A 26,173-nucleotide genomic window follows, 5' to 3' on the forward strand; every position below is an offset into this window, starting at 1 on the left:
TCGATGGCACGTTTCTTTATCGATCGCCCGATCCTTGCCTGGGTCTTTGCGATCTTCATCTCCATCGCCGGCCTGATCGCGCTGCCCTTCCTGCCGGTCGCCCAATATCCGAAGGTCGCGCCGCCGCAACTCAGCATCACCACCAGCTATCCCGGCGCGTCGCCGCAAGATATCTATCAGGGCGTCACCCGCCAGATCGAGGAAGAGCTGAACGGGGTCGAGCACCTTTCCTATTTCGAGTCGACCTCCGATACATCGGGCGCGATGACGATCACTGCGACTTTTGCGGCAGGCACCGATATCGATCAGGCCTCAGTTGACGTTCAGAACGCCATCCGCCGTGTCGAGCCGCGGTTGCCGCAGTCGGTCAAGGATCAGGGCATCACGGTCGAGGAGGCGTCGTCCGGCTTCCTGATGTTCATCTCGCTGACCTCGACAGACGGCAAGACCGATGAGGTGGCGCTCGGCGACTATCTCAACCGGAACGTCATCGGCGAGCTGCGCCGTCTCGAAGGCGTCGGTCGCGCGCAGTTGTTTGCCTCGCAGCGGGCGATGCGTATCTGGATCGATCCCGACAAGATGGTCGGCCTCAACCTCACCGCCTCCGACATCAGCGCGGCGATTTCGGCGCAGAATGCCCAGGTGGCGGCGGGCCAGATCGGCGCCGCACCCAATCCGATCTCGCAGGACCTGACGGCGACGGTGCTGGTCAAGGGACAGTTGACCGACACCAAGGAGTTCGGAGACATCGTGCTGCGCGCCAATGCCGACGGATCGAACGTCAGGCTGCGCGATGTCGCGCGCATCGAAGAGGGCAGCGAGAGCTACAGCTTTTCCACCCGCTTGAACGGACAGCCGAGTGCGGCGATCGCCATCCAGCTGTCGTCGACAGGCAATGCCGTCAATACCTCCAATCTGGTCAAGGCGAAGATGGAGGAGCTATCGCGCTTCTTCCCGGCGGGCGTCGAATATGCGGTTCCCTACGACACCAACCCGTTCGTCTCGGCATCGATCGAGAAGGTGGCGCATACGCTCGCAGAAGCCGTCGCACTCGTCTTCGTCGTCATGCTCATCTTCCTGCAGAGCTTCCGCTACACCATCATTCCAACGCTCGTCGTGCCGGTCGCGCTGCTTGGGACGCTTGCTGTCATGTATGCCGCCGGCTTCTCGATCAACGTGCTGACGATGTTTGCGATGGTGCTGGCCATCGGCATTCTCGTCGACGACGCCATCGTGGTGGTGGAAAACGTCGAGCGGCTGATGGCGGTGGAAGGGCTGTCGCCAAAGGAGGCGACCAAGAAGGCGATGCGACAGATCACCGGCGCGATCCTCGGCATCACGCTGGTTCTTTCCTGCGTCTTCGTGCCTATGGCGTTCTTCCCGGGCTCGACCGGCATCATCTACCGCCAGTTCAGCCTGACCATGGTTGTCTCCATCCTGTTTTCGGCCTTCCTGGCGCTGTCGCTGACACCGGCGCTCTGCGCCACCTTCCTGAAACCGATCAAGGGCCATCATGAAAAGAAGGGCATCGCCGGCTGGTTCAACCGCAATTTCGACCGGCTGACCGGCCGCTACGCCCGCACCGTCGGGGGATTGGCCAAGCGCTCCTGGCGGGCCATGGCCGTCTATCTCGCGCTGGTCGTGGGCCTCGGCTATCTCTTCGTCAACCTGCCGAGCAGCTTCGTGCCGGATGAGGACCAGGGATTCCTGATCGTTGACGTGCAGGGACCGCCGGAGGCGAGCCGCAACCGCACCGTGGCTTCGCTCGAAAGCATCGAGGCGATCTTCAGGAAGGAACCGGCCGTTGCCAACGTCGTCGCGATCCAGGGCTTCAGCTTCTCCGGGCAGGGACCGAACGCCGCCCTGGTGTTTGTCACGCTCAAGGACTGGGCCGAACGCGGCGCCGGCAATTCGGTGCAGGAGATCTCCAACCGCGCCAATATGCAGCTGTTTGGGCTGAAGGATGCCACGTCCTTCGCGCTGTCGCCGCCGCCGATCGAAGGTTTCGGCACGACCAATGGCTTCACCTTCCGCCTTCAGGATCGTGGGGCGAAGGGCCAGGCGACACTGACCGAGGCGGCGGGCATTCTGATCGGCAAGGCATCTGAGAATCCCATCATCGCCGGTATCCGCCCGGAAGGCATGCCCGACTCGGCCCAACTCGTGCTGGTCATCGACCGCGAAAAGGCAAATACCTTCGGCGTCGCCTTCGCCGACATCAACAGCACGATCACCGCCAATCTCGGTTCGAGCTATGTCAACGACTTCCCGAATTCGGGCCGCATGCAGCGCGTCATAGTGCAGGCGCAGGACAAGAGCAGACTTCAGGCCGAAGACCTGATGAAGCTCAATGTCCGCAATGCGAGCGGCGGCATGGTGCCGCTGTCGTCCTTCGCCATCGCCGAATGGCAGAAGGGACCGGCGCAGATCGTCGGCTATAACGGCTACCCCGCCGTGCGCATTTCCGGCGCTCCGGCGCCGGGATATTCATCGGGCGCGGCGATTGCCGAAATGGAGCGGCTGGCAGCCGAACTTCCCGACGGCTTCGGCTTCGAATGGACCGGCCAGTCGCTGGAGGAGCTCAGATCTGGATCGCAGGCGCCGTTCCTGTTCGGCCTCAGCATTCTTTTCGTCTTCCTGCTGCTGTCGGGGCTTTACGAAAGCTGGTCGATCCCGCTGTCGGTGATGCTGGTCGTGCCGCTCGGCGTCATCGGCTGCGTGCTCGCGGTGATGAGCCGCGACATGTCCAACGACATCTACTTCAAGGTCGGCCTGATCGCGATCATCGGATTGTCGGCGAAGAACGCCATCTTGATCGTCGAATTCGCCAAGGACGGCTTTGCCGAAGGGAAATCGCTGATGGAGGCTGCGATCGAAGGCGCTCGTCTGCGCTTCCGGCCGATCATCATGACTTCGCTCGCCTTCACCTTGGGCGTGGTGCCGCTGGCGATCGCCACCGGGCCAAGTGCGGCCAGCCAGAATGCCATCGGCACCGGCGTGCTTGGCGGCATGATCTCGGCGACGGTGCTGGCGATCTTCTTCGTTCCCGTCTTCTTCGTCTTCGTGCTGCGTCTCCTGAGGACGAAACGGCCGGAGGCGATGAACGAGGAAGCCTCGACCGCGCAGGAGCCGGCAACCATGACGTCACCGAGCTGACGCGACGTCACCGCCTGAACCGACGAGTTGGCAGGTTGCCTTGCGCAAACCGCCACACACCTTCGCACCGGGCCGTTCATTTCTTGGCTGTGTTGCTAGCCGCCGAGCTTCGGCGTGATCGTCACGTCGGTGCCATAGGCATCGCGCAGTTCGCCTTCCTGTCCCGGCTGCCGATCGACCGCCTGATGCAGCAGGATCGACTCGTATCCTTGCGAGCGCGTCCCCTCGATCAAGGTGATATCGGCATTTCCGGGATTGTCGGAGCGCTCGAACCACTCGACGGGGCGGTGCAGGAAGTTCATTTCCACCGCCCGGTTGGTGACGCCATGGCCGACGATCACGACGTTGTGGTCGCTATTTTCGGCGTCGTGCATGACGGTCTGCAGGAACAGGCGCACCCGCTGGGCCACATCCGCCCGGCTCTCGCCATCCGGCGGCCGCGCGTAGAATTTGCCGCTGTTGCTGCGCAGCCTTGCCCATTTTTCGAACTCATCGGGAAACTTCTGCTTCTGTTCGGCATGATCATAGATCTCGGTGAAGAGACCGAAATCTTGCTCGCGCAGCAGATAATCCTCCCTGATGTCACCGACGACGCTTTCCGGCAGGGCTGCAAGCAGCGCATCCTTGCTCTGCCGCGTCCTGAGAAAGGGCGAGTACCAGATGTGCAGCTTGCCGAAACCGGCGCTCGGCAACGCCGTGACATAGGAGGCGATCACGCTGCCTGCCTCCAGCGCCTGCCGATAGCCCCACTGCGTCAGCGGCACGTTATGATCGCCGAATTGGCGATAGGCCTGTTCATTGATGTTGCCGAGGGATTCGCCGTGGCGAACGAGAAAGATACGCATCAGCCATCCCGCATTGTCGGATATGAATCGCTGTCATCATGAACGCCCTGAATGCGCAGGGCAACATGGCTGGCGGGCCGCGCGGCGACGGACACTCTGCCAGCGCAGCGACGGACATTCTGCCAGCGCGGCGGCGGACAATCTGCCCGCGCGGCGACGGGCATTCTGCCCGCGGGGGATGAGCGGTTTGCAGCGCTTTTCCACATCTTGTCATCATCCTGAAACACGAGTCTGGTTTTGGAAGGTTAGATGAAAGATGGGGACATGAGCGGCAGCTCGTGAAAGACATGATGGAACCCAGACATTTCCGCACGCTCTTCATTTCCGATGTCCACCTCGGCTCGAAGGCCGCGAAGGCCGACTTCCTCTTGGATTTCCTGCGCCACCACGAAGCCGATACGATCGTGCTCGTCGGCGACATCGTCGACGGCTGGCGTCTGAAGCGCAGCTGGTATTGGCCACAGGTCTGCAATGACGTCGTTCAGAAACTGCTGCGCAAGGCGCGCAAGGGCACCCGCGTCGTCTATATTCCCGGCAATCACGACGAATTCCTGCGAGACTTCCCGGGCATGCATTTCGGTGGCATCGAGGTCGTCGAGCGCATGATGCATGACGGCGCCGACGGCAAGAAATACCTGATCCTGCACGGCGACGAATTCGACGTCGTCGTCCGCAACGCCCGGCTGCTCGCCTATCTCGGCGACTGGGCTTACGATACGGCGATCCGCATCAACATTCTCCTGGCGGCGGTGCGCCGCCGGCTCGGCATGCCCTACTGGTCGTTCTCGGCCTGGGCCAAGCTGCAGGTCAAGCATGCCGTCAACTTCATCGGTGAATTCGAGCGCGTCGTGGCTGAAGAAGCCCGCAAAAACGGCGCCGACGGCGTGATCTGCGGACATATCCATCATGCCATCATTCAGGACATGGACGGCATCCGCTACATCAACACCGGCGATTGGGTGGAAAGCTGCACGGCGGTCGCCGAGCACGAGGACGGTACGTTCGAACTGATCACCTGGCGGGCGCTCGCCAGCAGCGTGCCGGCGCTTGCCGCCATCGAAATGCATGACGAGGGCGAACTCGCCCCCCAAGCTGCCTGATTTTGGCGGCCTGATTTTTGTGCTGGCACATCCGTGCCCGCGCTCCCAAGAATTTAGCCGTTACCGTCAGGTGACAGGCCCTATTTATTTTCTAAAACGTTTCAGAACGGCTATTTCTCGCAATAGTCGCCTCCAGGGTGGCGTGTTAGGACAACGTCCAGTTTCCTTCAGGTCCGCCCATGATTCCCGCTCAACATTCCCCGACGGGTGAGGGAGCGCCGCCGCGCTTCCGGCTGCTCAGCGCGCTTTCCTATTGTGCGCCGCTGCTCGTCAACGGCATCGTTCTGCCGTTCTTTCCCGTCTGGCTCGCAACCCACAGCTTCAGCGATCACGAGATCGGCATCATCCTTGCCATACCGATGGTGGTTCGCGTGTTGGTGGCGCCTGTCGTCGCCATGATCGCCGATCGCTTGAAGGAACGCGCCGACGTCTTGCTCTGGTCTGGCTGCCTGTCGCTGCTGACGGCGATTGCGCTCTTCTGGACGACGACCTTCTGGCCTGTGACGATCGTCTATGCGCTGCAGGGCGCCACTTTCGCGCCCTATGTACCCGTCGTCGAATCGATCGTCATCTCGGGCGTGCGCCGTTGGGGGCTCGATTACGGATCGATGCGCGTGTGGGGCTCTATCGCCTTCATCGTCTCGACGTTGGTCGGTGGCCAGTTGATCAGCCGGTGGGGCGGCGAGATGGTGCTTGATATCATGGTGTTCGGCTTCATCATGACCGTCGTCATGGCGATCTTCTGTCCGCGCATCGGGCCGACGCGGCGGCGCGGCCAGCCGATCAACATTCCGGCCGCCACCGGCAGCGGGTTGCGCGAGCCGCATCTGCTGCTGCTTCTGATCGGCGTCGCCATCCAGCAGTCGAGCCACGCTGTGCTCAACGCTTTTTCCTCGATCTACTGGCATCAACTCGGCTTCTCCGGCACGCAAGTCGGCCTACTCTGGAGCGCCGGCGTCGCTTCGGAGGTAACGGTGTTTTTCCTGTCGAAACGTCTCAACCGGCGCTTCAACGCCTGGACGCTGATCCGCTTCGGCTGCGCCGTCAGCGTCTGCCGCTGGATCCTGTTTCCGATGAATACGGGCTTTGTCGGTTTCTTTCTGCTGCAGTGTTTCCACGGCTTCACCTATGCCTTCGTGCATACCGGTGTGCAGCGGCGGATCATGGCGACGGTGCAGGAAACACAGGAATCATCGGCGCAGGGCGCCTATTTCTTCTATGTCGGCATGGCGATGGCGCTGATGACGTTGACGTCGGGTTATCTCTATTCCTGGCTCGGTGTCGTCAGCTATTACGTCATGGCGCTGGTCGCGCTCTCCGGCCTCGGCCTCGTCATCTCAGCCTATTATCTTCAGCCCCAGAGGGTGCTTTCCGGCGGAAAGACCAGGGAAGCGGCGTAGCGCAGGCCGGGCTCGCGGTCGCGTGCAAGCAGCAACGGACCATCGAGATCGACGAAATCGGCAGTCTGGGCGAGCAGCACGGCCGGCGCCATGGCAAGCGAGGTGCCGACCATGCAGCCGATCATGATGCCGAATCCAAGCCGTTCGGCCTCGGCCTTCATTGCCAGGGCCTCCGTCAGGCCGCCGGTCTTGTCGAGCTTGATGTTGATCGCGTCATAGCGGTCGGCGAGGCTTGCGAGATCGCCGGTGTGGTGGACGCTCTCGTCGGCGCAGACGAGGAGCGGGCGGCGGATTTCGGCAAGCATCCCATCGCGGCCAGCCGGCAGCGGCTGTTCGACGAGCGCCACCCCCGCTTGCGCCGCGATATTGAGGTGGCGTTCGAGCACCGCTTCCGGCCAGCCCTCATTGGCGTCAAGGATGATTTTGGAATCGGGTGCGGCCGCGCGGACGGCGCGGATGCGGCTTTCATCATCGCCGGTTCCGACCTTGACCTTGAGCAGTGCGCGGCCGGCATGTTCGCGCGCCTGGGCGGCCATCACCTCCGGCTCACCGAGCGAGATGGTGTAGGCGGTGGTGAGCGGCTTCAGATCGGCAAGGCCGAGACGGACGGCGACGCTTTCACCCGTTCGTTTCGCTTCCAGGTCCCAGAGGGCGCAATCGACGGCGTTGCGCGCAGCGCCCGGCGGCATCGCCGACAGCAGGTCGCTGCGCGAAATGCCTGCCTCGACCAGCGGACGCGCGGCCTCGATCTGGGCGAAAACGCTCTCCATGGTCTCGCCATAGCGGCGATAGGGCACGCATTCGCCAAGCCCCCGGGCACCGTCTTCGGCGAGTGTACAGGTGATGACATCGGCCTCGGTCTTGGCGCCGCGCGAGATGGTGAAAGTCCCGGCAATCGGAAAGGAATTCATCTGGATATCGAGGGTGCGCGGCATTATTGCTGTCCTGCGAGCATGGAAATTGCACGTTGCTTCTGTATATTGACGCGCCGGTCGTCGAACGGTCCGTTCGCGATTCGCGGCAAGTTGCTGTAAGCCTTGAAAGACATAAGTATCTTGAACGCCGAGAATCGCAACGCTGCCTCGCTTGACGTGGACGACCAGGCCGATGGTTCGGGGCAGCATGTGCGTCTCAGAGGCAATTGGCGCAGCGCCTATATTCATTTCGTGCTGCGCGACTTCGAAAAGCTCCTTCATCAGAAGGCCGGCGACCTGACTGTCGACCTCTCGCATATTTCGGATATCGATACCGCCGGAATCTGGCTGCTGTGCCGGCTGAAGAAGGAAGAGGAGGCGGCTGGACGGACGGTTCGCTTCGAAGGCACCAATCAGCATATCGACGAAATGCTGGCGATGTTTTCCGAGGAGCCGGCCAAACCCGAGCCGGAGCAGCAGGAGAAGGTCTCGCTCGTCGCGCGCATCTTCGCGCCCGTGGGCAAGATGACCTACGAGGTCTGGGACAATTTCGCCGCCGCCATGTATATCCTCGGCTCGGCGGTGCGTGGTGCGCAGATGAAATTCGGGCGCGGCAGCGGCGTTTCGCCGGCCTCGATCGTCAACCAGATCGACCATATGGGCGTTCGCGCCGTTCCGATCATCCTCCTGATGTCGTTTCTGATCGGGGCGATCATCGCCCAGCAGGGCGCCTTCCAGCTGCGCTACTTCGGCGCCGAGGTTTTCGTCGTCGATCTCGTCGGCATTCTGCAATTGCGCGAAATCGGCGTGCTTCTCACCTCGATCATGATCGCCGGCCGTTCGGGCAGCGCGATCACCGCCGAAATCGGCTCGATGAAGATGCGCGAAGAGATCGACGCGCTGAAGGTGATGGGGCTGAACCCGATCGGTGTGCTGATCTTCCCGCGTCTGGTGGCGCTGACCATCGCGCTGCCGCTTCTGACGGTGCTGGCGAATTTCGCGTCGCTCGCCGGTGCGGCTGCGGTCGCCTGGGGTTATTCCGGCATCACCTTCGCCAATTTCCTGGCGCGTCTGCACGAGGCGGTGACGCTGTCGACGGTGCTCTCAGGCATGATCAAGGCGCCGTTCATGGCACTCGTCATCGGCATTGTCGCCGCCGTCGAAGGGCTGAAGGTCGGCGGCAGCGCGGAATCGCTCGGCCAGCACGTAACGGCCGCGGTGGTGAAGGCGATTTTCGTCGTCATCCTGATGGACGGGTTATTTGCGATGTTCTATGCAGCGATCAACTTCTAGCATGGCGAGCCCCGTGAACGAGCAACCGATCGAAAGCGAAGGACAGGGCAGGGATGTCGTGCTCTCGGCGCGCGAGGTCACCGTCGGCTTCGGCTCCAAAGTGGTGCTCGACAATCTGAACCTCGATATCTATCGCGGCGAGATTCTCGGATTCGTTGGCGCGTCGGGCACCGGCAAATCCGTGCTGATGCGCACCGTGCTCCGGCTGCTGCCGCGCCGCTCCGGCACAATCAAGATCCTTGGCCAGGATTTCGACGAACTCGACGAACCCCAGCGCAACGCGCTCGATATGCGGCTTGGCGTACTATTCCAGCAGGGTGCGCTGTTTTCGTCGCTGACGGTCAAGGAAAATATCCAGGTGCCGATGCGCGAATATCTCGATCTGCCGCGCTCGCTGATGGACGAATTGGCGCATCTGAAGATCCGTATGGTCGGGCTTGCCGCTGACGCCGCCGACAAATACCCGTCCGAACTCTCCGGCGGCATGATTAAGCGCGCCGCCCTTGCCCGCGCGCTGGCGCTCGATCCGGAACTCGTCTTCCTGGACGAACCGACCTCGGGTCTCGACCCGATCGGCGCTGCCGAATTCGATGAACTGATCGCCAACCTGCGCGATAGTCTGGGACTGACCGTATATATGGTAACGCATGACCTCGACAGCCTGTTTTCGGTCTGCGACCGTATTGCCGTGCTCGGAAAGAAGCGGGTAATGGTGGAAGGCACGATCGACGACATGCTGGCCTATGACGATCCGTGGGTGCAGGCCTATTTCAAGGGTAAGCGGGCGCGGTCGATCGTGCCGCGGGACAATGGCGTGCGGCACGGCAGCAGCGGGAAGTGACCGGATAAGATGGAAACCAAAGCCAATTACACGATTGTCGGTTTTTTCACGGTGCTGGTGATCGCGGCTGCCTTCGGCTTCGTCTACTGGATGGCGGAGTATGGCCGTGGCGGCCCGATGACGGAACTGATCGTTCGGATTCCAGGATCGGCGAACGGCCTTAGTGTCGGCTCGCCGGTGCGCTTCAACGGCATCCAGATCGGCTCGGTGCAGACACTGTCGATCGATGCCGACGATCCGCAATATTCGCTGGCCTTCACCCAGGTGCGCACCGATGCGCCGATCTACCCGTCCACCAAGGCCGCCCTTGAAATCCAGGGCTTGACCGGGGCCGCCTATATCGAACTCTCAGGCGGCCGCAAGGGCGAGGAAAGCATCCTCCAGCATGCGATCGACAATAACAAACGCGCCGTCATCGTCGCCGACCAGTCAAGCGTCACCAATCTTCTGGCGACCGCAGACAAGATCCTCGATCGCGCCAACGACGCGGTCGGCGAACTTCAGGGTTTCATCGAGGATTCGCGCGGGCCGCTGACCGAGACTTTTAAGAATGCCGAGACTTTCTCGGACGCGCTTGCCAAGAATTCCGGCAATATCGACTCCTTCCTGCAGAGCGTCGGCCAGCTTTCGGAGACGGTGAAGGCGGTTTCCGGCCGCGTCGACTCGACGCTCAAGGCCGTCGAAGAGCTGGTCAAGGCGGTCGATGCGCAGAAGATCGACAACATCGTTTCCAATGCCGAGAAGCTCACCGCCAATGTTGCCGATGCCTCGGGCGACCTCAAGGGTGCGATCCAGAAGTTCGACCAGACTGCCACCACCTTCAACGATTTCGGCAAGCAGGCGCAGGCCACACTCGACCGCGTCGATACGCTCGTCGCCCAGATCGACCCGGCAAAGGTGAAGGGTTCCGTCGACGACATCGCGCAAGCGACCAAGGATGCGCGCACCGCCGTCGCCTCGATTCGCGATGTCGCCAACACGGTTTCATCGCGGCAGAAGGATATCGACCAGACGATCCAGGACGTCTCGCAGCTCGCCAATAAGCTGAATTCGGCCTCGACCCGCATCGACGGCATTCTCATCAAAGTCGATGCCCTGCTTGGAACCGACAATACGCAATCGCTGTTCACTGAAGCGCGCGATACGCTGGAATCCTTCAAGAAGGTGGCCGACAACCTGAATTCGCGCATCGGCCCGATCGCCGACAATCTGCAGAAATTTTCGAGTGGCGGCTTGCGCGACGTGCAGACTCTCGTCAACGACATGCGCGGAACCGTGAACAATCTGAACGATACGATCACCAACTTCGACCGCAATCCGCAGCGCCTGATCTTCGGCGGGGACACGGTCAAGCAATATGACGGCCGGACGCGGCGTTAACTGGGAAGTCAGGGGTAGCCTAATATGGTCGCATCGCATCTGTTGTCGCGCCGTTCGTGGATCAAGGGAACGGTGATCGCGCTGCCGCTGACGGCGCTGATCCTTTCGGGGTGCGGCACCGCGGCCAAGAACGATACCTATGACCTGTCCGCCGCCGTCGACGGCGACGGGCCTGCGGCCAAATCCCGCCAGGTCCTGATCGCCAGCCCGACGGCGCTGCGGGCGCTCGACAGCGAGCAGATCGTCATCCGTGTTTCGTCTTCGGAAATTCAGTATCTCTCGCGGGCGCAGTGGGGCGACAAGCTGCCGCGCATTGTACAGTCGAAGCTGGTGGAAGCTTTCGAGAACTCCGGCAAGCTCGGCGGCGTTGGCATGCCGGGGCAGGGGCTGGCGATCGACTACCAGGTCGTCACCGATATCCGCTCCTTCGAGATCGATGCGTCGAGCGGCAATCAGGCTGTGGTCGAAATCTCGGCCAAGATCCTCAACGACCGCAACGGCTCGGTGCGCGCCCAGAAGGTGTTCCGCGCCACGGCACCGGCCGGCGGCGACAATGTCGGCTTCGTCAAGGGTCTCGACCGCGCCTTCTCCACGGTTGTCTCCGAGATCGTCAGCTGGACGCTGCGCTCAATCTGAGATGGCGTGTCGCGACCGCTGCGTCGACATCAAGGGTTGCTGATTCTGAAGAATATTTGGCCTCATGAGTTTGGGGCCGCCATCGTATTCAATTTCTTCATGAATTTGTGGAACGCATCATGTTATCGCTATCAGGAGGCATGCTGCATGGTGGTCGCACGCGTATTCGGAAAGTCGTCGTCGGAAGCGATTCAGCGCGAAAATGCTCGGTTGGCTGCGCTGCAGCAGCTCGACCTTCTCGATACGCCGAGGGACGAAGGCTTCGAGCGGATCGTACGCCTGATAAAGCAGATATTTTCCATCGAGATCGGCATCGTATCCCTGATCGATGCGCATCGGCAGTGGTACAAGGCATGCTCCGGCCTTTCGGCCGACGAGGTATCGCTCGAAGACACGTTTTGCCGCTGCGTTGTGGACTGTGACGAGCCTGTTATCGTGCAGGATGCCACGAAGGATGCCCGCTTTTCGAAGCATCCTGCAGTGACAGGCGAAGACCATATCCGCTTTTATGCCGGCGTGCCGCTGAGAACAAAAGCCGGGCACATGATCGGGACGGTATGCGCCATCGACCGTCGGCCAAGATCGTTCGGCAACACAGACCTTAGCATCCTCCAGGAGCTGGCGGGGGCGGCTATGGACCGCATCGAGCTCATGCAATCGGCCGCCACCGACAGCCTCACTGAGACGATGACACGGCGTGCCTTCAAGCAGGAGGCCGATCAGCTGATTTCGCTCGCTCTGCGGCATAAGCATGACCTCTCGTGCATCGTCTTCGATATCGATCATTTCAAGCAGGTGAACGATACGCATGGGCATGCCGCAGGCGACGAGGTTCTCAAGGCGGTGGCAGCGGTCTGCAGGACGGCACTCCGAGCCGGTGATCTTTTCGGCCGTCTTGGAGGCGAGGAGTTTGGCGTTATCCTGCCGCATGTCGACCGGGAAGGTGCACTCGCCGTCGCCGAGAAACTCAGAGCCGCCATCGCCTCTGAGATCATTCGCGGCGATCACGGCGCCCTGACCGTTACGGCCAGCTTCGGAACGTCGGCGCTCTCGATCGTCAGCAAGGAAATCGAGACCCTGCTGGCCCAAGCCGATGCCGCGATGTATCAAGCCAAGCACAGCGGACGGAATCGTTGCGTGTCGTGGAGTTCCATCCACGCCGATCACGCCATCGGCGCGCGACGGCGGGTGCTGAAGGCGGGTTCGATCCTGTTCAACGATCGACGCTCGACCATCGACTGCACCGTCAAGTCCATCGGTTCGGAGAGCGCCGGCATTTCGGTCTCCAATACGTCAGGCATTCCGCCGGAATTCATCCTTGCCATCAAAGGCGAAGGCTTCGAAACGAATTGCAGGGTGATCGCCCAAGACCGGCAACACCTGGAGGTGGCTTTCAGATAAGCCGTCAGCAAAAACCTGCCGGAGCTACTTCGTCGGTTGCGAATCCGTCATCGTCGCTCCCGGCTGGCTGCCGGGTGTCGTGGAAGCTGTGGTGGTCGATGACGCCGGCAGGGTGCTGTCCAGCAGGCTTGCCATCTTGTCGTCGCGCAGGCTCGCGGTCTTTTCGCCCATGACGACGCCGACCACGCGGCGGCCATCCTTCTGCGCCGACGTCACGACGTTATAGCCCGAAGCGTCGGTATAGCCGGTCTTGATGCCGTCGACGCCGTCATAGCGATACATGAGGTTGTTATGGCCGCGCAGCTTCATGCCGCGGAACTGGAAGCCGCGCATGGAGAAGAGCTTGAACTCCTCGGGGAAGTCCCGCATCAGCGAAATTCCGAGTGTGGCCATGTCACGCGCCGTGGTGACCTGCTCCGGATCGGGAAGACCCGACGGATTCTTGAAGACCGTGTCCTGCATGCCAAGCTGGCGTGCCTTGCCGGTCATCGCCTCGGCGAAAGCCTGTTCGGAGCCGCCAAGCTGCTCGGCGATCGCCACCGCCGCATCATTGGCCGACAGCACGACGATTCCCTCGACCGCTTCGCGCAGCGTCACCTTGCGGCCGGCGCCGACGGCGAGCTTGAAAGGCTCCTTGCTCTCGGCATTTTCCGACATGGTGAGCTTCTGGTCCCAGTTGAGGCGCCCGTCATGCAGGGCCTCGAAGGCAAGATAGAGCGTCATCATCTTGGTCAGCGACGCCGGATAGTTCAGGTCGTCCTGATTGGAGCTTTCGAGGACCTGACCGGACTGCGCATCGACGACGAAGCTTGCCTGGCCCGCCTCAGCCAGAGTGAAAGCGCCCGTCAGGAAAAGGGAAGAGAGCGCCGTGGCAAGGAGCCGGGATGTCGTCTTGGTCATCAATGTGCTGTCTCTGTCGTTTCGATGATCGAGTGGGCCGTTGGCCTGAATGCAGCGGATTATAAAAGTTTGTGACGGAATGAAGGACGAGGGGCAATAAAAAAGGGTCATCCACAGCTGGTTCCTTTTGTCTCACCGTTTTCGGTTTTGACAAGGATGCGCCCGGCACGTAGAAAACTCGCCATGAGCATGAAGCCCGCGCTTTTCTCCCGTCATATCAGCACCTGCCTGCAGGTCGTGACGGTGCGCGCTTTTGGCGGACGAGGTCTTCGCGTCCTGCTGTGACGTCGGAGCGCTGCGGGCGTCCGGCGCGCTGCTGGACGTAAAGCCCCTCACCACGCCAATCAAGGTTGCCAGGGAGACAGGCACCGTGCTCAATCTTAATCATGTCAATTCGCTCGTCCATTGGGAGGAGCGTGAGATCCATCTGCGCGATCATATGATCGCCTTCTTCTCGCAAGAGGTCCGCAGTTTTCTCAGGTCGGTCAATCCGGCCTGGGATGTCAGGAGGGTCGAGGCGCCGGCGCTGATGCCGCAGGCGCTGGTGTCGAGCGCCTATTCGAACGCCGATATCTGGGTTCAGGAACAGCTCTCCGCCAGCGATGCCGCGCTGGTCCTGCGACCGGAAACCACGCCATCGACCTACATCTACATGCAGCACATTCTCGGCAATCATTCGAAGACGCGACTGCCGCTCTGCGTTTGGCAGGCCGGCAGATCCTATCGCCGCGAGCAGGAACAGCCGACGAAACACATGCGACTGAAGGAATTCTGGCAGCTCGAATTCCAATGCGCCTTCACGGCCGACAGTGGCAACGACTATCACGCCGCCTGCCTAGAACCGGTCCGCCGCATGATCGCATCGCTGATCCATCTGCCGACGCGGATGGTGCCCTCCGACCGGCTGCCGGCCTATTCCGAGGTGACGATGGATATCGAGGTCGACAATGGCGACAAGTGGATGGAAGTCTGCTCGATCTCGCGGCGCACGGATTTTCCGCAGCGCGACCGGTCTGAGCCCAAGAAGGGAGCGGCGGTCGACCATGACGTTCTCGTGCTCGAGATCGCCATCGGCCTCGACCGTTGTATCCATAACTGGGACATAGCGGCCGATCGGTGAGGGCATTGTAAAACGAAAGCCGCCTGACACATGTTCAAGCGGCTTTCCTGTATCCGATTCAGATCAGCAAGTTCAGGTGAGCCTGCCTGCAGCGTGGGCGAGCATGGTGTAGACCTTGCCGGTGTCCGAGGTGAGGTAAGACTGCGTCACCGTGCGGTTCGGGTCGGTGCGGGCGACGTCGGCGAGCAGCTTTTCGAAATCGCCGATGTAGCGGTCGACGGCGGTGCGGAATTCCGGTTCGCGGTCGTATTTGCGTTTGATCTCGTCGAAGGTCTGCTGGCCCTTCAGCGTGTAGAGGCGACGGGTGAAGACATCGCGCTCACCGCGCTGATAACGGCGCCAGAGATCGACCGAGGCGTCGTGATCGATGGCGCGGGCGATATCGACCGAGAGCGAGTTCAAGGATTCGACGACGTGGCGCGGATTGCGGCTGTCGTTGCTACGCGCGGCCGGCGCGGCAGTTTCCGCCGGGCGGGCAGGGGCGCGGGCAGACGCCTCGTCGGCGGCCTCCTCACGCGATGCGCCGCGCAGGAGATCGCTGATCCAGCCGCCACTTTCCGGACGGGCCGGTTCCTGGCGCACCGGTTCCTGGCGTCCTGTTTCCTGGCGCCCTGATTCGGGGCGACTGGGGGCAGGCTGCGGGGCGGCGCGCTGAGGCGCGGCCGCCGGCGCAGACGGCGCGATCGTTCCACGCAGGCCCGTCGCTTCGATCGACGGGGGCGCTACCGGCTGCGGCGGCTGGGCTGCGACCGGCTGGGCAGGACGCGGAGCCGGCTGCGTCTGGGCTAGCGTGCGGGCGACGGGCTGGGAGATCTCGAGCTGCTGGCTGGAGCGGCCGACGAGCTGGGAGATATCCTGCAGAGCCTTGATCTGCTCAGCCACGGCCCGGCGCATGGCCGAGGCGCTTTCCTTGGCTTCCTCGGGAAGATCGAAGGCGCCGCGCTTCAGTTCGGCGCGGGTGGCGTCGAGCTCATTACGGATGTCGGCGGCGGAGCGGCGGATATCTTCGGTGGCGCCGGAGAAACGGCCGACGGCATCATCGATCGCCTCGCGCAGTGCTTCCCGCATGTTCTGGGCGGCGCCGTCTGAGGCGCGGCCGGCTTCGCCGAGCATGCGCTCGACTTCCGACAGCGAGGCGGTGAGACCGCCGCGAATGCGATTGGAGAGATCGCCGGAACGCCGTTCGACATTGGCGAAGGTGCCGTCGATCGTCGTATTGGCCTCGTCGCCGGCGCGGGTGATCGCCTCGCGCATCGTCTCTGCCGCTTCCTGGGCGCGCTTCTCGGTTTCGCTAAGAATGCGGCCGATATCGGCGAAGGAAGACTGCACGCCCTGGCGCAGATTGCCGGTGACCTGGTTGGAGCGTTGCTCTGCCCGCTCAAACACGGTCTCGATCATGCTGCCGAGGCCCTGCATCGTCTTTTCGATCTCGGCGGAGCGCTGGACGAGGCCGACCGAGAGGGTCTGCAGAGCGCTCTCGCGCTCCTCGAGCGTCGAGGCGAGATTGGACTGGGCAGCGCCGAGCAGCTGCGAGGCCTGGGTCAGGACCTTGGAGTGTTCGTCGAAGCGGCCGATGATGCCGCCGACCTGTGACAGCGTCTGGCCCGAAATGTCGGAGAGGCGGTCGACCTTGCCTTCAAGAAGCCTGGTCGAGGCGGAGACCATTTCAGCGGCCTTGGTGGCGGAGTCGGCAAAGCGCGCGGTGGTGTCACCGAGACGGCCGTCGACGTTGGCCAGTTGCTCGGCGGCGCGGTTCATCATCATCGCCATTGCCGCACTGCTTTCCGACATGCGCTGGACGAGGCCGTTGACGTTACCGACCAGGCTGTTCTCGATGGCGCTGACGGCGTTGGCGACATTCTCGGTGCGGGCGGCAACGGCGCTGGCGAGCGCTTCGTTTTCGGCGCGCAGACGCTCGGCGCTGAGGTTGGCCGCAGCGGTGATGCGGGCGGCAGCCTGCTCGCCGGCATCGGTGTAGCGGTCGATGATCGGGCGAGCCGTTTCGTCGAGGATGCGCGTCAATTCGACAGAGCGGCCCGCCAGCATCGAGTTGAGATCGCGGGTGCGCTCGTCGAGCGTCGAGCGGATCGAGTTGCCGCGCGCTTCGAGCGCCTTGTCAATGTCGGAGAAGGTCGTATCGATCTCGCGGGTACGTTCCTCGAGATTGGTGCGGATGGCATTGCTGCGGGCTTCCAGCGCCCGGTCGACATCCGCCATGGTGGCGGATATCTCGCTGCCGGCCCCCGACAGCGTCGAGCGGATGGCATTGCCGCGCGTCTCCAGAGACTGGCCGGCATCCGACAACACCTTGGAGATGGCATTGACCTGCGTGCCGACGATGGTCTCGGCCTCGGAGACCTTGTTGACGATGGCGTTGCCGGCTTCCGAGAAGGTCTGGGCCACGGCAGCGGCCTGGCTCGCCAGCCGGTTCTGAGCTTCGGCGACCCGGGTGACGATTTGCGACGAACGCTCATCCATGGTGCGGGTGAATTCGTCGCTTTTCGCATTGAGATCCTCGGCGAATTGCTGGCCGGTCTTGCCGAGCAGTTCGGTGGTTCTCGTCGCTTCGCCTTCCATTCCCTGAGCCGCGTCGGCAACCGCGCTGCGCAGTGTCGAGGCGAGACCGGCGGCCTTGCCTTCGATGGTGCGATTGACGGCTTCAAGGCCGACGGTCAGCGCGCGGTCCATGGTGGAGAGGCGTTCCTCGATGCGTTCATTGCCGCGGTCGAGGGTTTCGCCAAGGCTTGCGGTGCGGCCGTCGATAGCGCCCGTCAGGCTTGTGGTGCGGCTGTCCAGCGTCTCGGCCAGATTGGCGGTGCGGCTGTCGATCGCCTGGGTGAGGTTTGCGGCACTGCCTTCGAGCGTCGCGGAAATGCGCCGAGTGGCGTCGTCGCTGAGCGCACCGAGACGGGAGACGCCGTCGGCGAGCACGCCGGACAGCTGGCCGCTGGCGGCTTCGACCTTTTCGGCAACGCCGCCGACGCCGTCGCGGATGCGGGTCTCGATCGCCGCAAGACCGGCTTCCACGCGCGATCCGGTTTCTTCAAAACGGCCGGTCAGGCTTTCGACCGACCGATCGAGATGGGCGGAGAAATCCTGGGTGGAGTTCGAAATGGCGTTCGCCGCCTCCTGGAAGCGGCCGGCGATCTGGCCGGCGCCGGCATGCATGCGATCTTCCAATGTCTGGGCGCCGGCATCGATCGCCTGGCGAATCGCGGCTTCACGGTCCTCCAGCGACATTTCGAGCATGCTGACGCTCGTCGCCACCGAGGTGCCGATGCTGGTCGCCTGTTCGGTCAGCGTATCGCTGATCAGCGCATGGGCCTGGCTCAGCGACAGGTCGATGGCATTGGCGCGGTCTTCGAGCGTCGTGCGGATGCGTTCATGGGCGGAGGCGAGCCCGCCCTCGATGCGCGCTGCGGCCTCGTCGGCGAGGCCTCCGAGCCGTGTATGGGCATCGGTCAGGCGACTTTCGATGCGGCCGGTCAAGCCGCCGACGAGATCCTCGAAGCGGGCGCCGCCGGCATCGAGAGCGCCAGAGAGGGCGGCGCTATGTTCGGAAAGCGCATTTTCGAGCCGCTGCTGATTGTCGGTATAGGCGGTGCGGATCGCATCGGTCTTGTCGGCGAAGGCGCCGGCGACGCGAGCCTCGGCACCGGAGACCGCTTCCATGATGGCATTGCTGCGGGCTTCGAGCGCACTGTCGAAGCGGCTCTGGTTATCGTCGAGCGAAATGGCGAGCGCCATCGTCTTTTCGTCGAGCGTATCGGTGAGCCGGTCGTGGGTTGCGGTTACAGCGCCGATGATTGCGGCGGTGCGGTGCCCCAAGGCTTCCTCGAGGCGGGCCTGGCCTTCGGTCAGCGAGGCGGCAATGGCGGCGGCCTTTTGGTCGAGCACACCGTTCAGGCCTTGATGCGTGCCGGAGACCGCATTGGTGATCGCATCGGCGCCTGTTGTCAGCGTCTCCTCGAGACGGCTCTGGCTCTCGTTCAGCGAGATGGCAAGCGCCATCGCCCGATCGTCGAGTGTTTCCGACAGACGATCATGGGTGGCGGAGACCGCATTGAGGAAGGATTCCGAACGGCTCTCCAGCGTGTCCTGCAGGCGGCTCTGACCTTCGTTCAGGGAGGCAGCGAGCGCCGCAGACTTTTCGTCGAGCGTTTCCGAGAGACGGTCGTGCGTGCCGGACACAGCCTGGAGGAAGGCTTCGGAGCGCGCTTCCAGCGTGTCTTCGATCCGCGACTGGCTCTCATTGAGCGAGATGGCGAGCGTCATCGCCTTCTCATCCAGCGTTTCGGACAGGCGGTCATGGGTGCCGGAGACGGCGTTCAGCAAAGCTGCGGAGCGGGTTTCGAGCGTATTTTCGATACGGGCCTGGCTCTCGCTCAAGGATCTGGCGAGCGCCATCGCCTTTTCGTCGAGCGTCTCGGCAAGACGGTCGCGGGTGCCGGATACGGTGTTCAGCAGCGCTTCGGCGCGCGTTCCAAGCGCATCCTCGATGCGGGCATGGCGCTCATCGAGCGAGGTCGTCAGGGCGGCAGCCTTGCTGTCCAGCGTTTCAGAAAGCCGGTCATGGGTGCCGGACACGGCGTTCAGCAGGGCCGCCGAACGGGTTTCGAGCGTATCCTCGATGCGGGCCTGGTTTTCATTGAGCGAAATGGCGAGCGCCATCGCCTTTTCGTCGAGCGTCTCGGAGAGGCGGTCATGCGTGCCTGATACCGCTTTCACCAGCGCTTCGGAGCGGGTTTCGAGCGTATCTTCGATGCGGGCCTGGCTCTCATTCAGGGAGATGGCGAGTGCCATCGCCTTTTCGTCGAGCGTCTCGGCAAGACGGTCATGGGTGCCGGAGACGGCATTGAGGATGGCGTCGGAACGGGTTGCCAGCGCTTCCTCGAAGCGGCCGTGGTGGGTGGTCAGCGCCTCCACAAGTGCGTCGCCGCGCTCTGCCATGACGCTGTCGATGCGGCCATGGGCCGTGCCGAGCGCCTCGGTGATCTCAGCCGCACGCGCCGCAAGCACGCCGCTCAGCTCCTCGGCGCGACCGCCGAAGGCAGCCGTCACCTGTTCGGTGCCGGCGGCAACGGCGCTCGTCAGCTCAGTGGTGGTGGTGCGCAGCGTGTCGCGCAGTTCGGCCGAGCGTGTCTGAAGATTGTTCTGCAGTTCGGAGGTGCCGGATGCAAGCGCCAGCGCGATTTCGGAAGTCGCGTTCTGCAGAGACGAGGTCAGTTCGCCGGTGCGGCTGCTGAGTGCGGTGGTGATTTCCTCCGCCCGGCTGCCGAGCGTGCTTTCCAGCATCTCATGGCCGGTGGCGAGCGCGGTGGCGAGCGCCAGCGACTGGTCTGTTATCGACGAACCAAGCCGGTCGATACCGGAACTCAGGATGCCGTCGATTGAATCCGAGCCGCCGGTCAGCGTCTCGTTGATACGGGCGAGGCTTTCCATCAGCTTGGTGTCGAGCGAGCCGGTGCGTTTGTCGAAGGCGCTGGTGAATTCTGCGACGCGCTCGTCGAAGGCGGTGGACAACTGGGCAACGGTCGTCTGCAGCCGTTCCTCGAAGAAACCGGAGCGTACGTCGAGATCCATGACGGCGTCGTCGGCGGTGGTCTGCAGGCTCTGGCGGAAGCTTGCGCCCTTTTCGTCGAGGGCGCTGTTCAGCTTCGACAGAACGTCATCGAGCGTGCCGCCAATGGTGCGTTCGCCCGATGTCAGGCTCTCGTTGATCTCGCGGGTGCGGGCGATCAGGATCTCGTTGAGCTGGTGCGTGCGTTCGTTCAGCGCCGCATTCAGCTTCTCGGTGCTGCTGTCCATGGTCGAGGCGCGCGTCTCGAACTGGCTGAGCAGCCTTTCGCCATGGTCATTGAGATTGACGGAGAGCGCTTCGAGGCGATTGTCGAATTCGGTGGCGAGCGCAAAACCCGATGCGTTCAGTGTCTGCAGCAGGGTATCGGTCTTGGCGGCAAGCAGGCTGCCCATCGACTGCAGGGCGCTGTCCGACTTTTCCAGGATCGTCGCGGCGCGCGTATCGATCAGCGAAGCGAAGGCTTCGCCCGATGTGGCAAGCCGCACCGCGATCTCTTCGGTCGCAAGCGACAGCTCTTCCTTCAACTGGTCGTGGACGCTGCCAATCGAGGTACGGATGCGATCGGCATGATTGACGATCGCCTCGCGCTCGGAGCCGAGTTCGTGGACGAGGCCACGGACGCGCAACTCGTTGTCGGCATAGGAGCGTTCAAGGGCATTGACTTCGGAATGGACGAGCGTTTCCAGTTCGGACGCACGTGCGATCGTGCGCTCGATGCCTTCATTCATGGCCGAGACTTCACGGCGCACGGCCTGGCCGACGGTCATGATGCGCTCGGAGGCAATGGTTTCCGGCTCGGCCAGGCGCAATGCCACCTCTGCCATGGAGCGGGCGGCGTTGCGCATGTCCTGGGCGCGCGCGATCATGATGGCGAAGGCATAGAACATCATTACGGGAATGATGATGCCGACGAGGCCGGCGATGACGCCGGGCAGGGCGACGAGATCGGCGATAGAACGGATCTGCCAGATCTGCGGAGCATAAAGCAGCGACATCAGGCCGAGGCCGGCCATGACCCAAAGCACGGAGAACAGCGTGGCGGTGCGCACCGCCGAGCGGCTGGAGGCGCCGTCGAAGGATTTCAGGATCGAGGCAGGCGTGTTGCGGCTGGCATCGTTGGCGGGCGCGAAGGCCGGCCCCCTGGAAGCCTGCTCGCCGGCGGCACCGCGGCGGCTGCGCCGCTGCGCCTCTTCCTGGGCCTGCTGGTTACGCGCATTTACTGGATCAGACACATTAGCCTCCGGGGCCTGGGGCGCGTCGCCGCGGCGAGACGGTACGTTATCCTTGCTGAAGTCGATCTGGAGGGCCTCGTCCAATGCCTTGAACGCCTTGTCCTCAATCGACTCGTTATATTTGTTGTTCGCCATTCGGGTATGCCTCGTTACTGTCAGCCGGCCCAACCGCGCATCCCGGGCTTCCGCCTCACCCGGGGACAACTTTGCCGTTCCAGCCTTCCATCCCAACGACGGACGGATAAGCATGTCATTTCAGAGTAGATAGCCGCTTTTTCAAACGGAAGGTATCAAAACACTACCATTATCCACTCGCTCGGCAAAGGCGCGTACCATAAACCCGCTCCACCAGTATCGTAGTGACACATCTGGGCTCTTCACACAATTAATGAAGGCTTGAGATTTGCGGTTCGTTAACCCGTTGTTAACATCTTTGAATCCTGGGCAGCGCTTAAAAACCAATAATTTAGGGATATTTAACGGACGTTAACCATATGGCGAGATTTCCGCCCTGAATGTGCCGGAATTTAACGGGATGGCCACCCTCCTGACGCAGAACTGTTGCAACTGCGGACGACAGGGACGGGAGAATTGGCAATGGCAGCCCAGATGGCGGCATTGAACATCGTATTCGAGGCGCCGGATAATGCAAAGGGACCCTGTCCCTCGAAGGTCCGGCCGATCGACCTGGTCCATCTCGCAAAGCAGACGATGGGCGACAAGGCGCTGGAAATCGAAGTCCTTCAAATGTTTGCGCGCCAGGCCCGCGCATGCCTCCAGGATATTGCGAGCGGCGAAACCATCCGTATCGGCGCAGCCGCGCACCGGCTGAAGGGCGCGGCAAGCTCGGTCGGCGCATTCCGGGTGTCGCAGACGGCCGAAGCCGTCGAGGAAACCGGCGGCGATGCCGGCGCGACCGCAGCGCTCGGGGCCGCCGTCATCGATGCGGAGAATTTCATCCTGAAGCTCTGCCGCGGCTGATCTCCAAGTCGTTGGTTGATGCATATCATTGTCCCAAAACCGCCGCACAGTTTTGGGCGACATGCATTGAATCCCCTCCGAACGAAGACCCGTTGTTCCATTGCGGAACCGCGGGTCTTTTTGCGACGTCCCGAATGACGCTTTGAAGACGGCGGGCGAAGGCACGATCTGCGAGGCTATGGCGGATTTCCCCAATGTTGACTGTCGCGTCGAATTGTCGGAAGAAAAATCCGCCCACCCACCTGAAGACCGGAAATAGTCCCGATGCCAAAACTTACCATCGTCGCCTTCGACGGCACGCGCTTCGACCTCGACGTCGACCAAGGCTCCACCGTGATGGAGAACGCCGTGCGCAATTCGGTGCCCGGCATCGAGGCCGAATGCGGCGGCGCCTGCGCCTGCGCGACCTGTCATGTCTATGTCGATGAGGAGTGGACGGAGAAGGTCGGTCAGCCGGAAGCGATGGAAGAGGATATGCTCGACTTCGCCTTCGACGTGCGCCCGACTTCGCGGCTGTCCTGTCAGATCCGAATGAAGGCCATCTATGACGGGCTCGTGGTGCACGTGCCGGAACGCCAGGCCTGAAGCACATCCGCTTCAAACGTCGCCGAAACATCCGATATCAAAAAAGACGCCTCGCGCGCTGGAGCGAGCGAGGCGAGGCGGGCGCATTACCTTCGGATGAGGGAGGAACATCCGAGGCTTCGGAACGCGCCAGGAGAACCCAGCGATGAAAGTGCAGGTGCCGTACTTGATGTCGTACCTGGACTTTCGAATGTGTTCATATTAACGCGTTCCGGTTGAGTCTGCCAGGATGAAAAATGACCATTCAATCGCTGGGGAGAGCGCAAGTTTCGCACAAGTTTCGTTGTGCAGCTAAGGTTTCCTGCTCGCAAGCTGATTGAAAAAGCCCTATTTTGCGCCGGTTCGACCGTTGATTCGATTATTCAGCAATCTCAGCATGCGCTTCTGGAAGTTGACCGCTTCGACCCTGTCGAATCGCGCCTGCTGCCGATCGTGCTCCTCTATACCGCGTGCTGATTCGTCGGAGACGAGTTCCTGCATAGCTTCGCAGCTGCGCTGCTGCGGCAGCGCGCGAATGGCGCGCTCCATGGCGCGGGCCTGATCGCGGGCGATCTCGGCATGGCGCTCCTCATGGCGTTTGATATCGCTCGACAGGGCGTCCCAGATCATCGACAGCTCCTTGCTGGCACCCTTGCGGCTGCTCCAGCGCGGCAGGATGATCTGGGTGTGGACCGTGACCTTGACGTTGCCGACGCGGCAGCGCCCGTTATCCTGGATATAGGTTGCCTCGCCGCCGAAGCGGATCTTCGTGGCGCCGGGATGGCGCGCCGAGGAGCCGCTCGCCGTCGGGCCGCGCCGGCTGAGTTCGCGGTCGAGCTCATCCGCGGTTTTGCCGCGAATGTCGAAATAGGAATAGCTTTTCGATGCGATCACTTCGGCTGCCACGGGGCTGCAGAGGGAAAGAGCAATGGAAAAGGCGATAGGGAAGACCATATAACGCACTGCAAGCGGCATTCTGAACGCAACCCGTGTTGAAATCGACCGGAGCTTGGGGCATAGCCACCACAAGCGCAATATCGGATGGCGCTTTTTTCGTCATCAATGGGATAAGTCTGGTGACAGGGCTCGAAGGCAGCATATGGCGTGTCGGCCATGGCCGGGAGATCGAACTTGGCCGTCGTTCGACGATCATGGCGATCATCAACGTGACGCCGGACTCCTTTTCCGACGGCGGACGTTTTGAAACCGTCGATGCCGCGGTCGAACAGGCGCTGCGGGCGGTGAGCGAGGGTGCCGGCATTGTCGACATCGGCGGCGAATCGACCCGGCCGAACGCAGCAGCCGTCAGTCCTTCCGAGGAGCAGGCGCGCGTATTGCCCGTCATCGAGGCATTGCGCGGGCGCACCCAGGCGCTGATCTCCATCGACACCTATCGCGCCGAGACGGCGCGGCTTGCCATCAGCGCCGGCGCCCATATCGTCAATGACGTCTTCGGGCTGCAGAAGGAGCCCGATATCGCCAATATTGCCGCAGTGACCGGAGCCGGGCTGTGCATCATGCATACCGGCCGCGACAGGGTAAAACTGACCGACGTGATTGCCGATCAGGTGCATTTCCTCGAACGCTCGCTTGCGATCGCCGCTGCATCCGGCGTCAACGGCGACCGGATCGTGCTCGATCCGGGCTTCGGCTTCGCCAAGGAGACGGCGGAGGAAAACCTGGAGCTGATGGCGCGGTTTTCCGAACTTTCCCGCTTCGGCCTGCCGCTGCTCGCCGGCACGTCGCGCAAACGCTTCCTCGGTGCGGTGACGGGGCGTGAGGCGGCAGACAGGGATGTGGCGACGGCTGCATCGAGCGCGCTGCTCAGGCTTCAAGGGGCTGCGGTTTTCCGCGTGCACAATGTCGCAATCAACAGGGATGCGCTTGATATCGCCGATGCTATGCTGAATGCACGCCAGGAATTCGAGAGGAAGCGGCCGACATGACCACCTACACGATCACGCTGCAGAACTGCGCCTTCTTTGCGCGCCACGGCGTGCATGACGAGGAGGAATTCCTCGGCCAACGTTTCTTCGTCGATGCCGAGCTCGATGTCGTCGCCGGCGAGGCGCTGGAAAGCGATTCGATCAACGATACCGTCAATTACGGCATTGCCTTCACCGTGATCGAGCAGATCGTCACCGGCAAGCGGCGCTACCTCATCGAGGCGCTGGCGCTCGATATCGCCAAGGGGCTCTGCGAGACATTCCCGCAAATCCGGCGGGCGAAAATCACGGTGCGCAAGCCGAACGCGCCGGTGCCGGGCGTACTCGATTTCGTGCAGGTGAGCGTTGAGCATTTTGCCTGAGGCCGCATTGCAATCCGCCACACTCGGTCTCGGCGGCAATATCGGCGATCCGGTGAAGGCGATGGCGGGCGCGCTGCAAAGGCTGGACGGACGCGACGACTGCCAGGTGACGGCGGTCTCGCGGCTCTATCGCACGCCGCCCTGGGGCAAGACGGATCAATCCTTCTTCTTCAATGCCTGCGCCGCAGTTGAGACCCGGCTGGAGCCCGAGGCTTTGCTCGATGTCTGCCTGTCGATCGAACGGGAGATGAAACGCGAGCGCATCGAGCGCTGGGGGCCGCGCACGCTCGATATCGACGTGCTGACCTATGGCGACGTCATCCAGGACGCACGGCGGCTGGAACTGCCGCATCCGCGCATGACCGATCGCGGTTTCGTGCTGATGCCGCTCGCCGATATCGCGCCGGGCCTTCTCGTCAGGGGCAGGGCGGTCAGTGACTGGCTTGATGATGCCGAGGTGACGGGCATCGAGATTGCGGACGAGAGCCGCGACTGGTGGCGGAGCGCCTGAAGCAGAGACG

General features: G+C 62.4%; 19 protein-coding genes. 14 read left to right on the forward strand and 5 right to left on the reverse strand.

The annotated features are described in order from the left end of the window. Positions 1-3: 3 nt before the first annotated feature. The gene (locus FHT75_RS23970) at positions 4-3,156 is read left to right on the forward strand and encodes an efflux RND transporter permease subunit (RefSeq protein WP_183845008.1); all 3,153 of its coding nucleotides are present in this window, start codon (positions 4-6) and stop codon (positions 3,154-3,156) included. Between the two features lie 95 nt (positions 3,157-3,251). Here the strand turns inward: FHT75_RS23970 and FHT75_RS23975 are convergent, their stop codons facing one another. Further along, on the reverse strand, positions 3,252-4,001 hold the full coding sequence (locus tag FHT75_RS23975) for a histidine phosphatase family protein (RefSeq protein ID WP_063474990.1): 750 nt from the start codon (positions 3,999-4,001) through the stop codon (positions 3,252-3,254). Between the two features lie 287 nt (positions 4,002-4,288). Here FHT75_RS23975 and FHT75_RS23980 point away from each other — a divergent pair, with 287 nt between their 5' ends. Both FHT75_RS23980 and FHT75_RS23985 read left to right on the forward strand, forming a co-directional pair. Then, on the forward strand, positions 4,289-5,101 hold the full coding sequence (locus FHT75_RS23980) for a UDP-2,3-diacylglucosamine diphosphatase (protein ID WP_063474988.1): 813 nt from the start codon (positions 4,289-4,291) through the stop codon (positions 5,099-5,101). 179 nt (positions 5,102-5,280) lie between these two features. Next, positions 5,281-6,501, forward strand: coding sequence for an MFS transporter (locus FHT75_RS23985; RefSeq protein WP_063474987.1), 1,221 nt, complete (start codon positions 5,281-5,283; stop codon positions 6,499-6,501). Here the strand turns inward: FHT75_RS23985 and dgcA are convergent. Then, entirely contained in the window at positions 6,453-7,436 is a 984-nt protein-coding gene (dgcA, locus tag FHT75_RS23990; RefSeq protein ID WP_047610067.1) for an N-acetyl-D-Glu racemase DgcA, read from the reverse strand. The genes FHT75_RS23985 and dgcA overlap by 49 nt on opposite strands. A 102-nt stretch (positions 7,437-7,538) precedes the next feature. On the opposite strand from dgcA, the gene FHT75_RS23995 reads away from it, so the two are divergent. The 5 genes from FHT75_RS23995 (at position 7,539) to FHT75_RS24015 (ending at position 12,966) form a co-directional block, all read left to right on the forward strand. After that, positions 7,539-8,708, forward strand: coding sequence for an ABC transporter permease (locus tag FHT75_RS23995; protein WP_174824470.1), 1,170 nt, complete (start codon positions 7,539-7,541; stop codon positions 8,706-8,708). Between the two features lies 1 nt (position 8,709). After that, complete coding sequence (locus tag FHT75_RS24000) at positions 8,710-9,549, forward strand: ABC transporter ATP-binding protein (protein ID WP_063474986.1); 840 nt, start codon at positions 8,710-8,712, stop codon at positions 9,547-9,549. Between the two features lie 9 nt (positions 9,550-9,558). Further along, positions 9,559-10,929, forward strand: coding sequence for an MlaD family protein (locus FHT75_RS24005; RefSeq protein WP_047613957.1), 1,371 nt, complete (start codon positions 9,559-9,561; stop codon positions 10,927-10,929). 24 nt (positions 10,930-10,953) lie between these two features. Beyond that, positions 10,954-11,565 (forward strand): ABC-type transport auxiliary lipoprotein family protein, encoded by a 612-nt coding sequence (locus tag FHT75_RS24010; protein ID WP_047610060.1) that lies wholly within the window; start codon positions 10,954-10,956, stop codon positions 11,563-11,565. A gap of 147 nt (positions 11,566-11,712) precedes the next feature. Then, a complete protein-coding gene (locus tag FHT75_RS24015; RefSeq protein WP_063475197.1) occupies positions 11,713-12,966 on the forward strand; it encodes a sensor domain-containing diguanylate cyclase in 1,254 nt (417 codons plus the stop codon). 24 nt (positions 12,967-12,990) lie between these two features. On the opposite strand, the gene FHT75_RS24020 is transcribed toward FHT75_RS24015, so the two are convergent. Next, positions 12,991-13,866, reverse strand: a complete 876-nt coding sequence (locus tag FHT75_RS24020) for a D-alanyl-D-alanine carboxypeptidase family protein (RefSeq protein WP_063474985.1) — start codon at positions 13,864-13,866, stop codon at positions 12,991-12,993. 370 nt (positions 13,867-14,236) lie between these two features. On the opposite strand from FHT75_RS24020, the gene FHT75_RS24025 reads away from it, so the two are divergent. Further along, positions 14,237-14,986, forward strand: coding sequence for an aminoacyl--tRNA ligase-related protein (locus FHT75_RS24025; protein WP_063474984.1), 750 nt, complete (start codon positions 14,237-14,239; stop codon positions 14,984-14,986). Positions 14,987-15,058: 72 nt separating this feature from the next. Here FHT75_RS24025 and FHT75_RS24030 read toward each other — a convergent pair whose 3' ends face one another. Continuing rightward, positions 15,059-21,934, reverse strand: coding sequence for a hypothetical protein (locus FHT75_RS24030; RefSeq protein ID WP_097622379.1), 6,876 nt, complete (start codon positions 21,932-21,934; stop codon positions 15,059-15,061). 462 nt (positions 21,935-22,396) lie between these two features. Here FHT75_RS24030 and FHT75_RS24035 point away from each other — a divergent pair, with 462 nt between their 5' ends. After that, positions 22,397-22,780, forward strand: a complete 384-nt coding sequence (locus FHT75_RS24035) for an Hpt domain-containing protein (protein ID WP_080759826.1) — start codon at positions 22,397-22,399, stop codon at positions 22,778-22,780. A 264-nt stretch (positions 22,781-23,044) separates the two neighbouring features. After that, entirely contained in the window at positions 23,045-23,365 is a 321-nt protein-coding gene (locus tag FHT75_RS24040; protein ID WP_047610054.1) for a 2Fe-2S iron-sulfur cluster-binding protein, read from the forward strand. Between the two features lie 327 nt (positions 23,366-23,692). Here FHT75_RS24040 and FHT75_RS24045 read toward each other — a convergent pair whose 3' ends face one another. Further along, complete coding sequence (locus tag FHT75_RS24045; protein ID WP_047610052.1) at positions 23,693-24,319, reverse strand: DUF922 domain-containing Zn-dependent protease; 627 nt, start codon at positions 24,317-24,319, stop codon at positions 23,693-23,695. 101 nt (positions 24,320-24,420) lie between these two features. On the opposite strand from FHT75_RS24045, the gene folP reads away from it, so the two are divergent. Genes folP through folK form a run of 3 tightly spaced genes read left to right on the forward strand, consistent with a single transcriptional unit; the run spans position 24,421 to position 26,163 of the window. Next, a complete protein-coding gene (gene folP / locus FHT75_RS24050; protein WP_097622380.1) occupies positions 24,421-25,290 on the forward strand; it encodes a dihydropteroate synthase in 870 nt (289 codons plus the stop codon). Next, positions 25,287-25,652, forward strand: coding sequence for a dihydroneopterin aldolase (gene folB / locus FHT75_RS24055; RefSeq protein ID WP_027667693.1), 366 nt, complete (start codon positions 25,287-25,289; stop codon positions 25,650-25,652). The genes folP and folB overlap by 4 nt, the downstream gene beginning before the upstream one ends. Then, positions 25,645-26,163 carry a 2-amino-4-hydroxy-6-hydroxymethyldihydropteridine diphosphokinase gene (gene folK, locus FHT75_RS24060; RefSeq protein ID WP_174824478.1) on the forward strand — a complete coding sequence of 173 codons (519 nt, stop codon included), beginning with the start codon at positions 25,645-25,647 and terminating at the stop codon, positions 26,161-26,163. Before folB ends, folK begins: the two co-directional genes overlap by 8 nt. Positions 26,164-26,173: the final 10 nt, after the last annotated feature.

The organism is Rhizobium sp. BK112 (assembly GCF_014193215.1).
In the GTDB taxonomy this organism is placed as follows: Bacteria; Pseudomonadota; Alphaproteobacteria; order Rhizobiales; family Rhizobiaceae; genus Rhizobium; species Rhizobium anhuiense.